This is a genomic window from Peribacillus sp. YIM B13472 (assembly GCF_042788005.1).
GTDB lineage: Bacteria > Bacillota > Bacilli > Bacillales > DSM-1321 > Peribacillus > Peribacillus simplex_E.
The window spans coordinates 41159-57531 of the sequence record NZ_JBHZPG010000004.1; the positions used below are offsets into that span (position 1 = coordinate 41159).

At 40.5% G+C, this 16373-nt stretch carries 12 protein-coding genes and 1 pseudogene; 2 read left to right on the plus strand and 11 right to left on the minus strand.

Translation table 11 applies throughout. The features are described 5' to 3' along the window. Positions 1-519 precede the first annotated feature (519 nt). Positions 520-1023: a hypothetical protein gene (locus tag ACFX4I_RS04605; protein ID WP_377419384.1), complete on the plus strand. Its 504-nt coding sequence runs from the start codon at positions 520-522 to the stop codon at positions 1021-1023. Between the two features lie 168 nt (positions 1024-1191). Here the strand turns inward: ACFX4I_RS04605 and ACFX4I_RS04610 are convergent, their stop codons facing one another. Together ACFX4I_RS04610 and ACFX4I_RS04615 are read right to left on the minus strand one after the other, a co-directional pair. After that, positions 1192-2781, minus strand: a complete 1590-nt coding sequence (locus tag ACFX4I_RS04610; RefSeq protein ID WP_377419386.1) for a long-chain-fatty-acid--CoA ligase — start codon at positions 2779-2781, stop codon at positions 1192-1194. Between the two features lie 323 nt (positions 2782-3104). Then, entirely contained in the window at positions 3105-3551 is a 447-nt protein-coding gene (locus tag ACFX4I_RS04615; RefSeq protein ID WP_230303153.1) for a MarR family winged helix-turn-helix transcriptional regulator, read from the minus strand. A gap of 119 nt (positions 3552-3670) precedes the next feature. Between ACFX4I_RS04615 and ACFX4I_RS04620 the strand changes: the two genes are divergently transcribed. Further along, the gene (locus ACFX4I_RS04620; protein WP_230303154.1) at positions 3671-4858 is read left to right on the plus strand and encodes an MFS transporter; all 1188 of its coding nucleotides are present in this window, start codon (positions 3671-3673) and stop codon (positions 4856-4858) included. Between the two features lie 534 nt (positions 4859-5392). On the opposite strand, the gene ACFX4I_RS04625 is transcribed toward ACFX4I_RS04620, so the two are convergent. From ACFX4I_RS04625 to murQ, 9 genes and pseudogenes are all read right to left on the minus strand, one after another. Next, positions 5393-6436 carry an oxidoreductase gene (locus ACFX4I_RS04625; RefSeq protein WP_309519118.1) on the minus strand — a complete coding sequence of 348 codons (1044 nt, stop codon included), beginning with the start codon at positions 6434-6436 and terminating at the stop codon, positions 5393-5395. Positions 6437-6497: 61 nt separating this feature from the next. Further along, complete coding sequence (locus ACFX4I_RS04630; protein WP_377419389.1) at positions 6498-6926, minus strand: DUF1801 domain-containing protein; 429 nt, start codon at positions 6924-6926, stop codon at positions 6498-6500. A gap of 358 nt (positions 6927-7284) precedes the next feature. After that, complete coding sequence (gene nagE / locus ACFX4I_RS04635; protein WP_377419391.1) at positions 7285-8760, minus strand: N-acetylglucosamine-specific PTS transporter subunit IIBC; 1476 nt, start codon at positions 8758-8760, stop codon at positions 7285-7287. Positions 8761-8948: 188 nt separating this feature from the next. Beyond that, positions 8949-10187 carry an exo-beta-N-acetylmuramidase NamZ family protein gene (locus ACFX4I_RS04640; protein WP_377419393.1) on the minus strand — a complete coding sequence of 413 codons (1239 nt, stop codon included), beginning with the start codon at positions 10185-10187 and terminating at the stop codon, positions 8949-8951. Between the two features lie 13 nt (positions 10188-10200). Beyond that, positions 10201-11949, minus strand: a pseudogene (locus ACFX4I_RS04645) (glycoside hydrolase family 3 protein). 205 nt (positions 11950-12154) lie between these two features. Then, positions 12155-13165 carry a MupG family TIM beta-alpha barrel fold protein gene (locus ACFX4I_RS04650; protein ID WP_377419395.1) on the minus strand — a complete coding sequence of 337 codons (1011 nt, stop codon included), beginning with the start codon at positions 13163-13165 and terminating at the stop codon, positions 12155-12157. After that, complete coding sequence (locus ACFX4I_RS04655) at positions 13162-14532, minus strand: PTS transporter subunit EIIC (protein ID WP_098371911.1); 1371 nt, start codon at positions 14530-14532, stop codon at positions 13162-13164. The genes ACFX4I_RS04650 and ACFX4I_RS04655 overlap by 4 nt, the downstream gene beginning before the upstream one ends. Before the next feature lie 32 nt (positions 14533-14564). Then, positions 14565-15422 (minus strand): MurR/RpiR family transcriptional regulator, encoded by an 858-nt coding sequence (locus tag ACFX4I_RS04660; protein WP_230303159.1) that lies wholly within the window; start codon positions 15420-15422, stop codon positions 14565-14567. Between the two features lie 11 nt (positions 15423-15433). Continuing rightward, positions 15434-16342 (minus strand): N-acetylmuramic acid 6-phosphate etherase, encoded by a 909-nt coding sequence (gene murQ, locus ACFX4I_RS04665; protein WP_377419552.1) that lies wholly within the window; start codon positions 16340-16342, stop codon positions 15434-15436. Positions 16343-16373 lie beyond the last annotated feature (31 nt).

Consider the following 16373-nt stretch of genomic DNA (forward strand, 5'->3'; position numbering starts at 1 on the left):
AAAATTTTTCATACTACCCATGAAAAAAAGGCGGGAAGAAAAACAATCTGTTTTTCTTCCCGCCTTTTTTCACGAATTCACAAAATCCATTGATGAAAGTTTTTACTCTAATTATCTGGAAATAATGATTTTTTTATAAAAACTAACACTAAGTCAGAATTAAGACTAATGGAATTAAAGGGTTTGAACGGTTCCCCCAGACACCGCTAAAAGACCCCTTTTGTCTCCAAACTGAATAATTAGATCCTTTTTTTCTTTTTATTCAACCATATAATTAATCCAATTATCGCTATAAATAAAATTAATAGGTCTATGTTGTACATAGAAAATAAACTTCGATCAGCTATTATTACTGAGGACATCCTGATTATAAAACCTAGACATATAGAAATAAGTACAATCATTACTGTTTTAAAACTTTTTTCCTTAGTTTCCATATTTATCTTGACCTCCTGCATATAGTTATATAGTATGATATTATACCAAATTTTCAAAAAAATATAAGGGAGTGTTATGAAAATGAAGAAAAAGTCCTTATTTTCAATACTATTAATCAGTTTATTAGTATTCTCACATGTCCCCAATACATTGGCCGAAGAGAAAAATGAAACAATACCTTCATCAACAGTCAACCCCATTGTGGAAGTCAAATTAATTAGTGATGATGTTATACAAATACAACCAACAGCAAGCATCATTGAAATGAGCAAACCTATTGCTCATCAGGCTAAACTAACAAATACCCAATTAGGAAAGATGGTAAAGGCTCATCAAAAGGGAACAACATGGTTAAGCATCGTAAGTACTCTTGTGTTTGCAGGTGGCCCAACCGCACCAGCAGGAGTAGCTACTGCACTGGCATCAGCACTTGCTGGCAGTCCTAATAGTTTAATAGCAGCCTATTATTCCAGAAAACACGCTTATCATGAATCAGTCTATGCTAGTGGTAAAAAACCAAGTTTATCTAAAATAACGTATATATATTACACTAAGTCAAATCTTTCATTTAGAAGCCCTCGTTAATTAATCCTTCCTGCTCCTAATATTACAGAGGAAATGTTGCTTTCCATAATATAAAAACCAAGAATGCTTATTTAAAAGCATTCTTGGTCTTGTTAATTTCCGTACTTCATTCTTTTTTCCTTTTCATGACATTCACTTAATATATATATCCCGTTCCTATGAAAGCCGTTAATTTACCTTTTTCGATCCTTTCCAATGGATTTCCCTCAATCGGTATTTTTGTAGCTTACCTGTTGCCGTTTTCGGTAAAGACTCTACGAATTCAACTTTTGTCGGTGCTTTAAAGTGAGCCATTTTTGAGCGGCAAAAGGTAATGATCTCATTTTCAGTCACTTTTGCATTTGGCTGCAGCACAATGATTGCCTTAGGCGTTTCTCCCCATTTATCGTCTGGAATGGCAATGACCGCAGCCTCCAAAACATCTGGATGTTTATACAATACCCCTTCCACCTCTGTTGAAGAAATATTTTCCCCGCCGGAAATGATTAAATCCTTAGCCCTGTCTTGTATCTCAATATACCCATCAGGATAGGTAACTGCCAGATCCCCGGTATGAAACCAGCCATCCCTAATTGCTTCGGCCGTCTTTTCCGGATCCTTATAATATCCTTCCATTACAACATTGCCGCGAGTAATGATTTCCCCCAGTTCCTTTCCATCCCAAGCGACTTCTTTCCCTTCTTTATTGACTACCATCGTTTCCCCATTGAAAACCAATTCAATCCCTTGTCTTGCCTTTATTATTGCTTGTTCGTCCGCCGATTTAGCTTCAAACTCATCCTTCCACTCATTATATAGGATGAATGGGGAAGTTTCTGTTAATCCATATACGTGGATCATATTCAAACCAAGGATTTCTTGTGCCTTTTGTATAAGCGTTGCTGCTGGAGGAGCACCTGCTGTTGCCATCCTTGGACGCACTTTGATATTTGTTTCTTTTGCTTTAGGATCATTCACTAGCATATTGACGACAGTAGGTGCTCCACATAACAATGTAATATTATGATGAGCGAATAATTTGAGAATAAGAGGGGGATCCACTTTCCTTAAACATACATGAGTCCCGCCAGTAGCCGTTACCGACCATACACCTCCCCAGCCATTAGCGTGAAACATTGGCAGGGTATGTAAGTATACATCATCATGCTTCACTCCCAGGTGATAAATGAAATTAGCGGCGTTCATGTAATTCCCGCGATGGGTTAACATTACCCCTTTTGGTTTTGAAGTCGTTCCACTCGTATAATTTATAGTTAAAAGTTGATTTTCATCGATTGTAACCTCTGGCAGTGCTTCATCAATTGCATGCAAAATGAAATTCTCATAGTCTACTCCTGGTAATGTGGTTACATGTCCTTCAACAGACACGATAATGATTTTTTCCAATGATAGTCTAGTAATAATCTTTTCGATCGGAGCGGTAAATTCTTCATCGACTATCAACATTTTTGAATCGCTATGTTTAATGATATATTCCAAATCCTCTGCAGCAAGCCTATAATTCAATGGAACCATTACTGCTCCCATTTGACAAATGCCATAAAAACATTCCAACATATAATGCGTATTTGGCAACATTACTGCAATATGGTCGCCTTTTTCAATTCCCGAAGAATATAGTGCTTTGGAAAGTTGATCGGCCCGCTGCCCGAATTCCTTGTATGTAAACTCTTTCTCTTCATCGATGACTGCCACTTTATGAGGATAATATTTTACGGCCCTGCGCTTCCAATCCATTGGGGTTAATGGGGAAAACATTTTTACCATCTCCTTTTTTTGAGATTCTCTGCTTACAGCACACTTCCTCTGCCTGGTTCGTCATGATGAGTCATTGAGAAAAAATTTCTTAACCCTTTTGATATATATTCATTTTCCAAACGTCATATCTTCTTTAATGGATTTCTTACATCATTTAAAGAATCATTGAATGACCCCTAACCTTTATACTCAGGGGATGCACATTCGAATATTTTTTAATTATTCTGATAATTCATCTCCTAAAAACAGTGGAATTCACTGTTTTAATAAATATATAGAGCTTCTTCTATCTATTATAAAGGAGATTGTACAAGTCAGGAAGACTATATTTTTTTCTCTATGCGTGACGACACATGTTCGGTCAGTTTCCCAACGATTTGTTTAAGCCGTTCCGTTTCATCTTCATTTAGGACGCTATAATAGTCACGAAAGATTTTGGCAAAACTCTTATTGATGGAATGGCAGGCTTCCCTTCCATTTTCCGTGGATTGAATAAAAACGACCCGCCGATCATCCTCACTGTGTACCCTCTCAATCATTTTCTTCCGTTCAAGCCGGTCAATTAGTGCAGTTCCTGCTGCAGGTTTGATCTTCAAATGATTCGAAACATCTTTAACCGCTATGGATTCATTCAAGACTATTAATTGCAATGCACGATACTGTACAGAAGTTAAATCATATTTAACCAATAACGGTTCCACCAATTCCTGTGAGAGGCTGCTTAGTTCCTTGATTTCTAGATGTAAATTATACAATTCACTTGAATTCATGTTTGACAATCCTTTCTTATTGACACTATCTATCTAAAACTATAACATAATTAACGTATCAAAAAATTAACCATGCGAATTAAATTGGTTATTGATTTTTAAAGAGAGAGAGGCTGTCCATGTCAGCAGAACAACGCAAAAAGATCATTATCCTCATGATCAATATGTTTATAGCAATAGGAAGTTTCGGTATCATCATTCCCATTTTACCAGCATACCTGGCCTCCATTAATCAAGGCGGAACCGCCGCTGGCCTAATGATTGCCATTTTCGCAGGTGCACAACTTATTTTTTCGCCAATTGCCGGAAAATGGACTGACCAATTCGGGCGCAGAAAAATGATTATTTATGGATTGGTTGGTTTGACATTATCCATGTTTATTTTTTATGCAGTCAATTCCATTTGGTTATTATATGCTTCACGTATCATTGGCGGGATCGGGGCAGCTTTGCTTATCCCCGCAATTTTTGCTTATGTAGCCGATATCACTACATTTGATCAACGCGCTAAAGGCAATAGTTTAGTATCTGCCGCCATGTCCCTGGGAATTGTAGTCGGTCCAGGAATTGGAGGTTTTTTAGCTGACTTTGGCTTGAAGTTTCCCTTTTTGATTTCTGCGCTGGTATCCCTATCAGCTGTGGTATTTTCGATTTTTGTTTTAAAAGAAAGCGAAACGGCACAGGTTACTCAATCCATGGATGCAAAAACTGAAACGATGGTTCGGAAGATTGCTTTATCCGTGAAAATGCCCTATTTCATCCCACTCATCATTACACTTGTAATGAGCTTTGGGTTAATGGCATATGAATCTGTCATTGGTCTTTATCTTGATAATCAATTCAATTCAAGTCCTAAGGACATCGCCGTCATGGTTACAGCCACCGGTATCGTCAGTGTAATAGTACAACTGTTTGTCGTCGACCGGATTGTACAGCGTTTCGGGGAAGTGAATGTGCTGAATATCTTTATCAGTGTAGCAGCCATCGGTTTCCTCCTATCACTTTTTGCTTCAAGCTACCTAATTTTCTTTTTAATTTCACTGATCATCTTCCTTTCCACATCCATCTTACGTCCAGTTCTAAACACACTGATTTCCAAGATGGCAGGAAATGAGCAGGGCTTTGCAATGGGTATGAATAATGCATATATGAGCATCGGAAATGTGCTCGGACCTACACTTGCCGGAATGATGTATGATGTCCACATTACCTATCCGTTCATGTTGGGTCTTATCCTCTTATTCATTACTTTGATGATTACCATGGCTTGGCAAAAGCGATCTCTTCATGCAAAGGCATTATCCTAGAGCTTAAAAGGCATTTCAAGTTTTATACCTTAACGAAACCCCCGAGCAGCAGCCATTATTCGGGGGTTTTCATTATGATTTTCATATCAATTTAAATCCTCCAAAACAGTATATCCACCAGTAAAACTTTCAAATTTGGCGAGTCGAAACTCACGAGCGTCATACTTCAATCTCTCGAATGTTCGTTCCAATTTCATGCGAAACAGCTCTAAACTAACGTAACATTTGAATTCACGAGTATTTGCTTCAAATTCACGAGTAAATGGATGAATTTCACGAGTATTTGCTCCAATTTCACGAGTAAATGTTACGAATTCACGAGTAAACGCTCAATCTCTCGCGTATCGCTCCAATTTCATGCGGAAACAGCTCAAAATCTTACGTAACATTCGAATTCACGAGTATTTGCTTCTTTTATTCCTTAAAGTTAATGATTTTATTTGACCAAAATAAAAAGCGACCTTATTTTTTGAGAATAAGGCCGCTTATCATTCAGTTTTTCTCATTTATATTGTTATAAGAGGAAAATGAATTTCATTTAATATATACGGCTTTCTTCCCTTTACTGCTTTCAAAAGCCGCATCAATGATTTTAATGACCGATAACCCTTCTTGGGCGGTTACTGGAGCTTTTTTCCCGCTCAATATACTATCGGCAATTGCCTGGTAATACGTTAAATAAGTACCATGCAGTGTTTCAATCGTTTCATGTATCTCATTTTCTCCTTCAACCGTAACCAGCTTACCATAAAATTTGGGATCATCTGCACCCCAAGAGTCATCCAGCGGTTTTTTTCCCTCACTTAGGGCCGCCTCTTGGCAATCAAGACCGTACTTGATAAATGATCCTTTACTTCCATGCACCTGATACCGCGGTCCATTATTCGGAACGATTGAGCCTGAATGTAAGATAACTCTCAGCTTTTCATATCCTAATATCACATGGAAATAATCATCCGTTTCTGCATTTTCTTTTTGGGAAAATACATCTGCCCAAACGAATTGCGGCAATCCAAACAAATGCAGTGCTTGATCGATGAGATGTGATCCTAAATCATAAAGCATGCCTGATCCCGGGCCTGGTTTTTCCCTCCATCTATCCCTGACCACAGGCCTGTATCGATCATAATGGACTTGGTATGTATTGATTTCCCCAAGCACTCCATCATCCATAAGTTTTTTCACGGTCAAAAAGTCATTATCCCATCTCCGATTATGATAGACACTTAATAGCAGATCCTTTTCCTCGGCAATCTTAATTAGCTCCTCTGCCTCCCAAGCTTCCACTACCATCGGCTTTTCGAGGATGACATGCTTCCCGGCTAACAAGCTTTGCTTGGCCATTTCATAATGCAAACCACTCGGTGTCGTAATAACAGCCAAATCAATGGACGCGTCTTCAAGAATTTCCTCTAAGCTGCTTACCACTTCCACATCTTTCAAATCTTTTTGGACTTTTTCCTTATTGGAGCTGACAACTTTCGCTATTTGAAACTGCTCTAAAACACTTAGTAATGGAGCGTGAAATGTAGCTCCTGACAATCCGTACCCAACTATGCCCACTTTAATTTTTCTCATTTTTCGTTCCCACTCGCTTTCTTGTTCCTCTTTTACAATTATAAACTGATCATCCGTTCTGCTATTTTTCATTGTCCGGGTACTTATCTCTCAAAAACTTGACAGACTGATTAATCAATTCTTTCAATACATTAATATCGATATCTGTCACTTTATTGATGTACACACACCCTTTTCCGGAAGTGTGTTTTCCAAATGCCTGTAACAATTCTTCCCTTTTTTTATCCCCTGGAGAGAAATATAAACTGATTTTTGCTTTTCGAGGGGAAAAGCCTACCAGGGGGGCATCTCCTTCGTGACCTGATTCATATTTATAATGATAGATACCGAACCCAATGATGCTCGGTCCCCACATCTTTGCCTCATAACCTGTCGTTTTGGTGAAAACATCCAACAATTCATATGCATCTTCACGCTTTTTGGGATTATCGACGTTCTCAATGAACTCAATGACACTACTGTCAGTTTCTTTGGTTTTTTGTTTATACATGACCGGAACCTCCCCATACTAAAAGTTTCAGAAATGCAAAAAATATCCCTTGCTCAAACCTTAGTACACTATATGATAAGTGTCTTTAGATTGACGTGTATGTATACAGCCTTCATTACCGCTGATTTCCTAATCATTCAAATGATTGGCTGACGAGCCTCTTTACTAATTCTCCAAGCTTCATGGCAAATCCTTCATTCAATACCCTTATATATTATAGAACATTGATTCGTTTTATTCTATTTTAAGAGCAGAGTTAATAAAGGTAAATCTTATTCGCGTTTATACTCGGTACTTGATCATAAAAATCTCTACGATCAGAAAATAAAATCCTGATCGTAGATTTTTAGTGTATCAGCTATTGCCGCCGGATCTTTTCAATTTCATCAGCTATGAATTGTACTTGTGTCCCTACGATGACTTGAATGCTTTTGGGACCCACGATATTGATTCCAGCAACCCCTGTTGATTTGATTTTATTCTGATCGACAGCTCCCATATTCTCCACCTCAACCCTTAATCGGGTAACGCAGTTATCTACAGAAGTTACGTTAGCGTCTCCGCCTAACCCCTCATAAATAGCGGAAGCCATTCCAAAGAATTTACTCTCTTCATTCCCGCCATGACTGCTGTCTGCTTCCGCAATCACTCCTCCGCCATCAAGCTCATCTTCTGTATCATCTTCTCTGCCGGGAGTCATTAAATTGAACCTTTTTATCAAGAATCTGAATAAGAAATAGTAAATGACAGCAAAAGCCAGTCCTTGAAGAAGTAGCATATAAGGTTCATTTGCCAATGGCAATCTTGAACTTAAAACAAAGTCAATGAATCCTGCACTAAACCCGAACCCTGCTGTCCATTGGAATGTCGCGGCAATAGCCAACGATATTCCTGTTAATAAAGCATGCACAACAAATAGGGCTGGTGCAACAAACATGAATGCAAATTCCAACGGTTCAGTAACACCTGTGAAAAATGAAGCGAAACCGGCTGCAAGCATTAAAGAGGCCACTTGTTTTTTCTTCCGTGATTTTGCCGAATGGTACATGGCAAGAGCAGCAGCCGGTAATCCGAACATCATGACGGGAAAGAATCCGGCTTGATACATGCCTGTGGTCCCTTTTATTCCTGTTCCAGCCCAGAATTTACCGATATCGTTTAGTCCTATTACATCGAACCAGAATACGGAGTTTAACGCATGATGTAAACCTGTTGGTATCAAAAGCCGATTGAAAAATCCATAGAGTCCTGCTCCAGCTGCACCTAATTCACTTATTCCTTCCCCAAATATAACTAACCAGGAATAGATGAGTGGCCATACGAAGAATAATATAAGCGAAACGAGTAACATGGCAACCGCAGTAAGGATCGGGACAAGGCGTTTACCGCTAAAGAAAGCGAGTGCATCCGGCAGCTCGACCTTACTGAACCGATTATACATAGCTGCCGCTATAAGGCCCGAGAGGATTCCGACAAATGCATTTTCTATTTTCTCAAATGCTGGATTTACATCTTTTGCATCAATTCCTTGCAGCATCGCTACCGAGTCCGTGGAAAGCAATGTCGTTACGACTAGATAGGCTACCAGCCCGCTCAAAGCGGCGGCTCCATCTTTTCCTTTCGACATCCCCAATGCAACTCCAACAGCAAACAAGATAGCGATATTATCAATGATCGAAGAACCTGCTTTAATTAAGAAAGCTGCTAACGGACTTCCCGCTCCCCATCCTGCAGGATCTATCCAATAACCGATCCCCATTAATATGGCGGCTGCCGGCAATACGGCTACTGGCAGCATCAAGGAACGTCCAATTTTTTGAAGATATTTCTTCATTCCGCTTTCCTCCTGACAATTACTGATTTAGGGCAAACCCCATATTCTATTAGACAACGGTTCCTTCCATTTTAGAACTTCATTTCATTTATAAATTTGGCTTTATTCAGGAATAAAGTCTTAGCGATTTTCTCCTCCTTCGAAAGTTCATAAAAAAAAGAAAAGCCCAACCGGACTTTTCTTTTCACTTATTTATAGAGCAAGTAATTTTTGCGAACCTTTTTAAAAGCATCCTGCTTTGCTTGATATTCTTTCATGATTTCATTTACTGATGAACCTTCTTCAATTCTTGACATTACCCATCCATTGCCAATCAATAAATTGAAATTGTTGGCTGCAAGGAATTCGAAATCTCCAGGATATAGATCCTGAATGGTCTTGATGATGTGAAGTCCGGTAGGGACAGCCTTGAATTCCTCTCTATCCGTTATATAAATTTCCACTCCGTGGCTAAGTTTACCTGCATGTTTTGAAAATGTAGGTGTAAAGGAGGCTGCCCTGAATTTTACGCCAGGTAATCTTAATGCATTTAATTTCCCAGCAAGCTCATCGCTGTTTATATACGGAGCACCAATCAACTCGAATGGTTTAGTCGTTCCTCTGCCTTCCGAGACATTCGTTCCCTCGATCAAGCCTGTAGCTGGATATACGAACGTTGTGGAAACTGTCGGCATATTCGGTGACGGCAAGACAAAAGGGAGACCAGTTTCGTCATAATCCATATCTCGCTTCCAGCCTTTCATCTTGATGACCTTTAAATCTGCACCAATTTTAAATTCCTTATTGAACAACGTCGCGAGTTCCCCAACAGTCATCCCGTGCTTAAGAGGTATTGGGTACAAACCAACAAACGATGAGAATTCAGGTTCAAGTACAGGCCCATCTACCGACTCCCCGCCTTGTGGGTTGGGCCGGTCCAGCACGATAAAGGGGATATCATTTTCTTTGGCTGCTTCCATTGCATAAGCCATCGTGTAGATATAAGTGTAATAGCGTGTTCCGACATCCTGGATATCAAAAACAAGGACCTCAACATCCTTTAACATTTCAGGCGTCGGTTTTTTCGTTTTGCCATATAAGCTATAAACGGGCAACCCTGTTTTTTCATCAATATAATATTCAACGCTTGCACCAGCTTGCGCATCTCCACGCACTCCATGTTCAGGACCAAATAACGCTGTCAAATTAATATCCGGATCATCATTAAGTAGATCGACGATGCTGGTTAATTTAGAATCGATGCCAGTTGGATTCGTAATCAAGCCGACTTTCTTTCCGCTTAACACGTCCTTTTCTTCTTTTAAAAGAACTTCAATACCGGGACTGACCTTTTGTTTTTTCTTCTCTTTAACAGCGGTTACACTTTTTGAGGAAACGATGCCGAAAGTCAACAGACAAATGGTAAATAGGGTTATCATTCTTTTCAAATTGCATCCCTCCCTATTTTTTAATGGGTCTTCCAGATTTTATATCTAATCCATATCCAAATTTATAAAGGCTTTCATTGGGCTTGGTTACTGATGGTATATCGACCGGCAACGTGCCTTTAGGTCTTGATTCTCCGGCCAGACTCATTGATGAATCGGACTTTGTCATAACTGGTTCCTATATTGTCAAAAACGCGCCCTAGGGAAGGCTGTTGCCCACTTCGACGAATCTTGAATGCTATCATCTATCACTCCATCATTCTTGATCTGAAAATGACTTTCCTGAAAAACTCATACCCGTTATTTGGACTTTCTTGATTTTCTTTTTATCAGCTAATTCGCCGATGCTCCTGGACATGGATTCAATTTGGTCATCAAAAGGAGCAAGAATTAAAACTTTATCATTTTTCTTAGGTTTGAAAGGCAATGTTTTGTCTTCATTTTTCAAAAGAGTGATGGCTTCTTCCGCGATTTTCCTTTCTTTTTTCAAATGATCTTCATTCCCGACCACTTTAAGCGCGGTTTCAATTTTTTTATCGATCGGAGTATCATCAGGGTTTAATATCCCTCTCTTCACTTTCAGTTCAAGTATCCTCGTTACAGATTGATTGACTTGACCTAGAGGAATTTCCCCACTTTCCACTGCTGCCTTCACTGCATTGAATACAGTGGTTATATTCTTTTCCATTTGAAGCGAATTAACCTGTGCAGGCATCAGTGCAATATCAACGCCAGATTTCATGGCAAGGACTACAGCTTCTTCCTGTCCGAAGTTGTCCGCTATGGCTTTCATATTCAAAGCATCTGTAACCACAACACCGTCAAAACCCATTTCTTTACGTAATAGATCCGTGATGACCTTTTGTGACAACGTTGCAGGAACCATAATTTCTTGACCGTCTTTTTTACTGATATACTTAGTGTCATCGAATGCAGGAAATTGAACATGTGCAGTCATCATCATGTCAACTCCAGCATCGATGGCCCTTTGGAAAGGAACCAACTCGATGGAACGCAAACGTTCTTTATCATGAGAAACAAGGGGGAGACCATAATGACTATCGACTGCTGTATCTCCGTGGCCGGGGAAATGCTTGGTCGTCGCTATCATATTCTGATTTTGCAATCCTTTTATCGTCTGGATGCCAAGCTTTGATACAAGTTCCGGATCAGAACTGAAGGATCGAACGCCAATAACAGGATTTCCGGGATTATTATTGACATCGACAGACGGTCCGAAATTGACATTTATGCCAAGTGACGACAGTTCCTTGCCAATGATTTCTCCAGATTGATAAGCGTAACTCTCATTTCTGGCTGCACCAAGTGCCATATTACCAGGAAGGTTCGTTCCAGTTTGAAGGCGAGTTACGATTCCTCCTTCCTGATCGATCGTTATGAACAGCGGTAGGTCCTGGCTTGCCATCTGCAAACCATCTGTTAGCCGAACCGTTTGTTCGGTATCGACTACATTCTCAGCAAACAGAATCACACCTCCCAAATGATATTTTTTGATGATGCTTGCAACTTCTGAGTTCATTTCAATAAACCCGGTCGCCTTCGCTTCTCCTTGTTTTTGCCAATTACGAAAATCCGGCATTAGCATTTGACCGACTTTTTCATCGATTGTCATGTTTTCTACGATTTCCTGAATATTCGATAAAGATTTTTCATTCTCTGATCCCTTTGCTGTCGCATTCCCTCCCAGAATGGATAAAAGAAAGAATAATGCGATTCCAGCAGGGGTACATATCCTTTTTATCAATTAGGCTTCCTCCCTTGTATACTTTTTAGTTCCGATAGCAACAATTCCATATCCACTTTCAAGAAGGGGTAACAATGAATGGAAATGAACTATATAGATCCTATAAAGAAATCAAGGCAGCATTGGAAAACCCAGCAGCCGCCTCTTTTAACAAGCCTTCATGATATATATCGATTTACCCCCTGTAAATTGATTCAATTGGTCACTCAATGATAAGGTTTATCGTTTGACCAGGCTTTAGAAGGGACAGCAAGGGAATATCTTCTTCTATAACTCGACCTATCACATTAACTCGGTGATTTGCCCCTAGGTCTCTCTTGCAAATTTGGACCTCTCCCCGATATCTTCCGTAAGCATCATTGTCCATCGTTATGGACCCAAGACTGCGTGCAACTGTATTACTCTGCTCAACATTTGCTGTAACCCGGGTATTCTGCAGCCGGAAAACATCTGGAGAAACATCTGGCCTCAATTTATACTGACCGCTTTGCAAGATACGGGTTTCCATTCTAACAGTTAGAATATTTAGATTTTTATAAGCAGTTAGATTCTCAAGCAGATTATTCTCCGTTCCTTGATCTCCAACGTAAACTCCTTCCACATGCTGAATCAGCTCTATACCGGCAGCGTAAGGATTCATCAACCTGTGTTTTTCAAGTGTTGGGAGTCCCTCATGAAGAGGACCGCGTTTACTTCCTGCACCCGGGATGAAAGCAAAGATCGGTATGCCATATTTCTTGAACATTCGATTTTGTTCATGAAAGAACTCTTCCTCAAGGCCCGTTTCAGGCCTTGGATAAAAGTTGTGCCAAGCTATCAGACTTTCCGGTTCCACACCGCCCCCAAGCACGGCTAAAAGTTCTTCTTCATTCAATGTACTTGCATTTAGTGAGAGTGAAAACACCTTAGATAAAGATATGACCGTTTCTTTATCAAACCCATCATCAAGGCGAATACCTTTAATACCTAATGGCCATAAATCCGTAAATTTGCTAATCCCCAAATGATCAAGCGTGTTTAATGAGACATCTGCATGGATTTCCATTCCATAGGCCTCTGAAAGCTTTAAAAGCGTGATCATCCTCTTCACGAGATCACCCTTTTCTTCAGGAATATGCAGCGAGGTAAATGCTTTTTTAACTCCCAGGTTAGCAGCATGGATGATTTGTGTTTCTGCATGCGGGTCTTGTAGATAAAAAGAAATTCCGATCACTTGAATTCAACCGCCATTTCATCTTTGAATCCAAACAAATACGTAAAAATAAATCCTGCTATATAGGAAATGAACAACCCAGCGAGGAACAGTCCGATTTGGTTTGGATGAACTAAAAAGGTAAGCGGCAGTCCGGACACACCGATGGACGACGTTGCGATTCCGAATTGAGCTTGGAAGGCTCCACCTACTCCTGCACCTAAACATGCAGTTAAGAAAGGCCTGCCCAATGGCAGGGTCACTCCAAATATAAGGGGTTCACCGATACCTAGCATCCCGGAAGGAAGGCCCCCTCCGATTGCTCGCTTCAAACTTGCTTTCTTCGTTTTCATATAGATGGCAAATGCCGCTCCAACTTGCCCCGCACCACCCATCGCCAAAATGGGAAGCAGTGGATCATCACCAATCGAATTGATCAATTCTAGATGGACAGGCGTTAAACCTTGATGTAAACCAGTAATGACGAGAGGGAGGAAGGCCGCACCAAGCACGAATCCAGCTACGACACCACCGAAATCCAAAACATTCAATAACCCAGTTGTAATGGCATCCGATAAAAACCCTCCTACCGGCATAAATACAATGTAAGTGACAATCCCAGTAATGAGTAAAGCGATGGTTGGCGTCAAAATGATATCCAGTGATTGAGGAATGAATTTCCTGACCTGTTTTTCCACCAAGGCTATGAAAATAGCTGCAAAGAGGACTCCTATCAACCCACCGCGGCCAGGGAGCAAATTTTCACCGAACAATGAAATGTCGCCGACGGCCGGGTTAATGACCAAGATACCTGCAAGTGCACCAAGTGCAGGTGATCCACCGTATTCTTTTGCTGCATTGGTCCCAACCAAAATCCCCAAGTAAGCAAACAGTCCCGATCCGATAACGGTTAAAATGATGGCTAATTGCGATTCTGCTGCAAGCCAGCCCGCTTGAACGATTGCTTTTGTAATACCGGTAATCAAACCTGATGCCACTAAGGCGGGAATTAAAGGGATGAAAATACTTGCAATCCTGCGTAAAAAAAGTTTAAACGGTTTTGCGTTTTTCCTATCAATCTCTGATTTATTCTTCGAGGCTACTTCTTTTAAGTTCAAATCGCCAGAGGATTCCTCCAGAAGCTTTTCAAATTCTGTATGAACCTTGTTCACCACGCCTGGCCCGAGGACGATTTGTATCGTTTCCTCTTCTATGACGCCAAAAACGCCTTCCGTATTTTTTATATCTTCCATTTTTACTTTCGAACGATCGATTGGCAGTACCCTGAGTCTGGTCATACAATGTGCAGCATCGGCAACATTAGATGCCCCACCCAATTTCCCCAATAACTCTTCTGCTAAAATGGCGTACTTATCCCCCTTACCCATTCAATAGCCCCCTTTGTCAAATCTCGTATGAATCATTTATATCGATCTGTCATCGATTTAATGGCAGACCTGGTGTTATCAATATATTGGACAGTCTCTTCATATTGTTCTGAAGCCATCCCCAAAAACAAAATGTCAATCATATATAATTGCGCCAATCGTGAGGATGTTGCTGCACTTCGAAAAGGTGCTTCATTCGAATAGGATGTATACAGTGTGGCGTCACACAAGGATGATACCGTTGTTTGGCCATAATGAGTCAGCCCGATTGTCTTGACCCCACGTTCTTTTGCCAGCTTCAATATATTGACAACTTCAGGTGTTTCCCCTGAAAATGAAATGGCAAAAACGATGTCATTTTCATCAGCATTTGCAATCAGGGTTGCAACTAAATGCATATCCGTAAAAGCCGTTGCCCCTTTATTGACGCGAAGTAATTTTTGCTGAGCGTCAGCAGCAACTATATTCGAAGCACCCACACCGCAAAAGTGGACGTTTTTAGCATTCAGCATCAGTTTTATCGCATGTTTGAGATTATCGTGATCGATTATTTCAGATGTGTCCCTAATGGTCTGAATCGAATTACTCGTTGTTTTCTCCACAATCCGATACAGTGATTCGGAAGGCTCGATATCCCGATAACCCTGTTCAACTGTCTTCATCAAATCTCCAGCAATCCTTATTTTCAAATCTTGAAACCCTTTTATTCCAAGCGATTTACACAACCTGATAACAGCGGCCCCGCTAGTTTGGGCAGACGTACTTAATTCCTGTACAGTGCTGTTCACAACTTCATGAGGATTCTGTAGAATATATTCTGCTAGTTTTTGTTCTGATTGCGGCAGCTTGCTCAACATCGTCTGTATGATGGATAATCCTCCTGTAGCCATTGCTTCCCTCCTTAATCTTCATAAATCGAGATGGCTTTTCTGACATCTCCATCCGCATTCTCCAGTAACTCCATTGCTTTTTCATAATCTGTTCCCGTTTTTATCATGACAATCGCTGGTTTAACTTGATTATTTGCCTTTTCAAGCGTATTCAAAGCTTGATCATAGTCAGCATTCGTTACAGTTTCTAAGATGCTTATTGCGCGGTCCTTCAGTTTTTGATTACTGACATTAACATCGACCATCAGATTTTCATAGACTTTTCCCAACCTGATCATGGTTGCAGTTGAGATCATATTGAGAACCATTTTATGTGCGGTTGCCGCTTTCATTCTCGTGGATCCTGTTAACACTTCCGGTCCGACCACCACTTCGATCCCTATATCAGCTGCTTCCGTGATGCTCGCATTTTTATTGCATGATAATGCCACCGCTTTAGCGCCAACTTTTCTTGCATAACGTAAAGCACCCCTCACATAAGGGGTACGGCCGCTTGCCGCGATGCCAATAACCGTATCATTAGCTGTAAGTTCCACGTCAATCAGATCACATTCCCCAAACTCTTCTTTATCCTCTGCTCCTTCAACAGCCCGAACAAACGCCTTTTCCCCTCCTGCGATTATTCCCAGCACCCTATCAGGTGGTGTGCTGAAAGTCGGGGGACATTCCACGGCATCCAGAACACCGAGTCTTCCACTCGTTCCTGCCCCGATGTATATGAGTCTCCCTCCTTTTTTTAACGATTCGCAAGCCCATTCAACCACCGTTTCAATCTCTGGCAATACCTCCTGAACCGCTGCGGCCACTTTAAAATCTTCCTTATTGATTGCAGAAATGACTTCCATCGTATTTACACTGTCGATATTCATCGTCTTTTCGTTCCGTAATTCAGTCGTTAATGAACGTAAGTGTTCTTCCATAGACAATTAAATCCTCCCATAAACAATTACT

What these genes read in the sequence shown, in the direction of transcription:
- ACFX4I_RS04655 (WP_098371911.1), bottom strand. Translation starts at nt 14,532, where the DNA reads ATGGGTAAGGGGGATAAGTACGCCATTTTAGCAGAAGAGTTATTGGGG.
- ACFX4I_RS04605 (WP_377419384.1), top strand. Translation starts at nt 520, where the DNA reads ATGAAGAAAAAGTCCTTATTTTCAATACTATTAATCAGTTTATTAGTA.
- murQ (WP_377419552.1), bottom strand. Translation starts at nt 16,342, where the DNA reads ATGGAAGAACACTTACGTTCATTAACGACTGAATTACGGAACGAAAAG.
- ACFX4I_RS04620 (WP_230303154.1), top strand. Translation starts at nt 3,671, where the DNA reads ATGTCAGCAGAACAACGCAAAAAGATCATTATCCTCATGATCAATATG.
- ACFX4I_RS04615 (WP_230303153.1), bottom strand. Translation starts at nt 3,551, where the DNA reads ATGAATTCAAGTGAATTGTATAATTTACATCTAGAAATCAAGGAACTA.
- ACFX4I_RS04630 (WP_377419389.1), bottom strand. Translation starts at nt 6,926, where the DNA reads ATGTATAAACAAAAAACCAAAGAAACTGACAGTAGTGTCATTGAGTTC.
- nagE (WP_377419391.1), bottom strand. Translation starts at nt 8,760, where the DNA reads ATGAAGAAATATCTTCAAAAAATTGGACGTTCCTTGATGCTGCCAGTA.
- ACFX4I_RS04660 (WP_230303159.1), bottom strand. Translation starts at nt 15,422, where the DNA reads ATGGCTACAGGAGGATTATCCATCATACAGACGATGTTGAGCAAGCTG.
- ACFX4I_RS04610 (WP_377419386.1), bottom strand. Translation starts at nt 2,781, where the DNA reads ATGTTTTCCCCATTAACCCCAATGGATTGGAAGCGCAGGGCCGTAAAA.
- ACFX4I_RS04625 (WP_309519118.1), bottom strand. Translation starts at nt 6,436, where the DNA reads ATGAGAAAAATTAAAGTGGGCATAGTTGGGTACGGATTGTCAGGAGCT.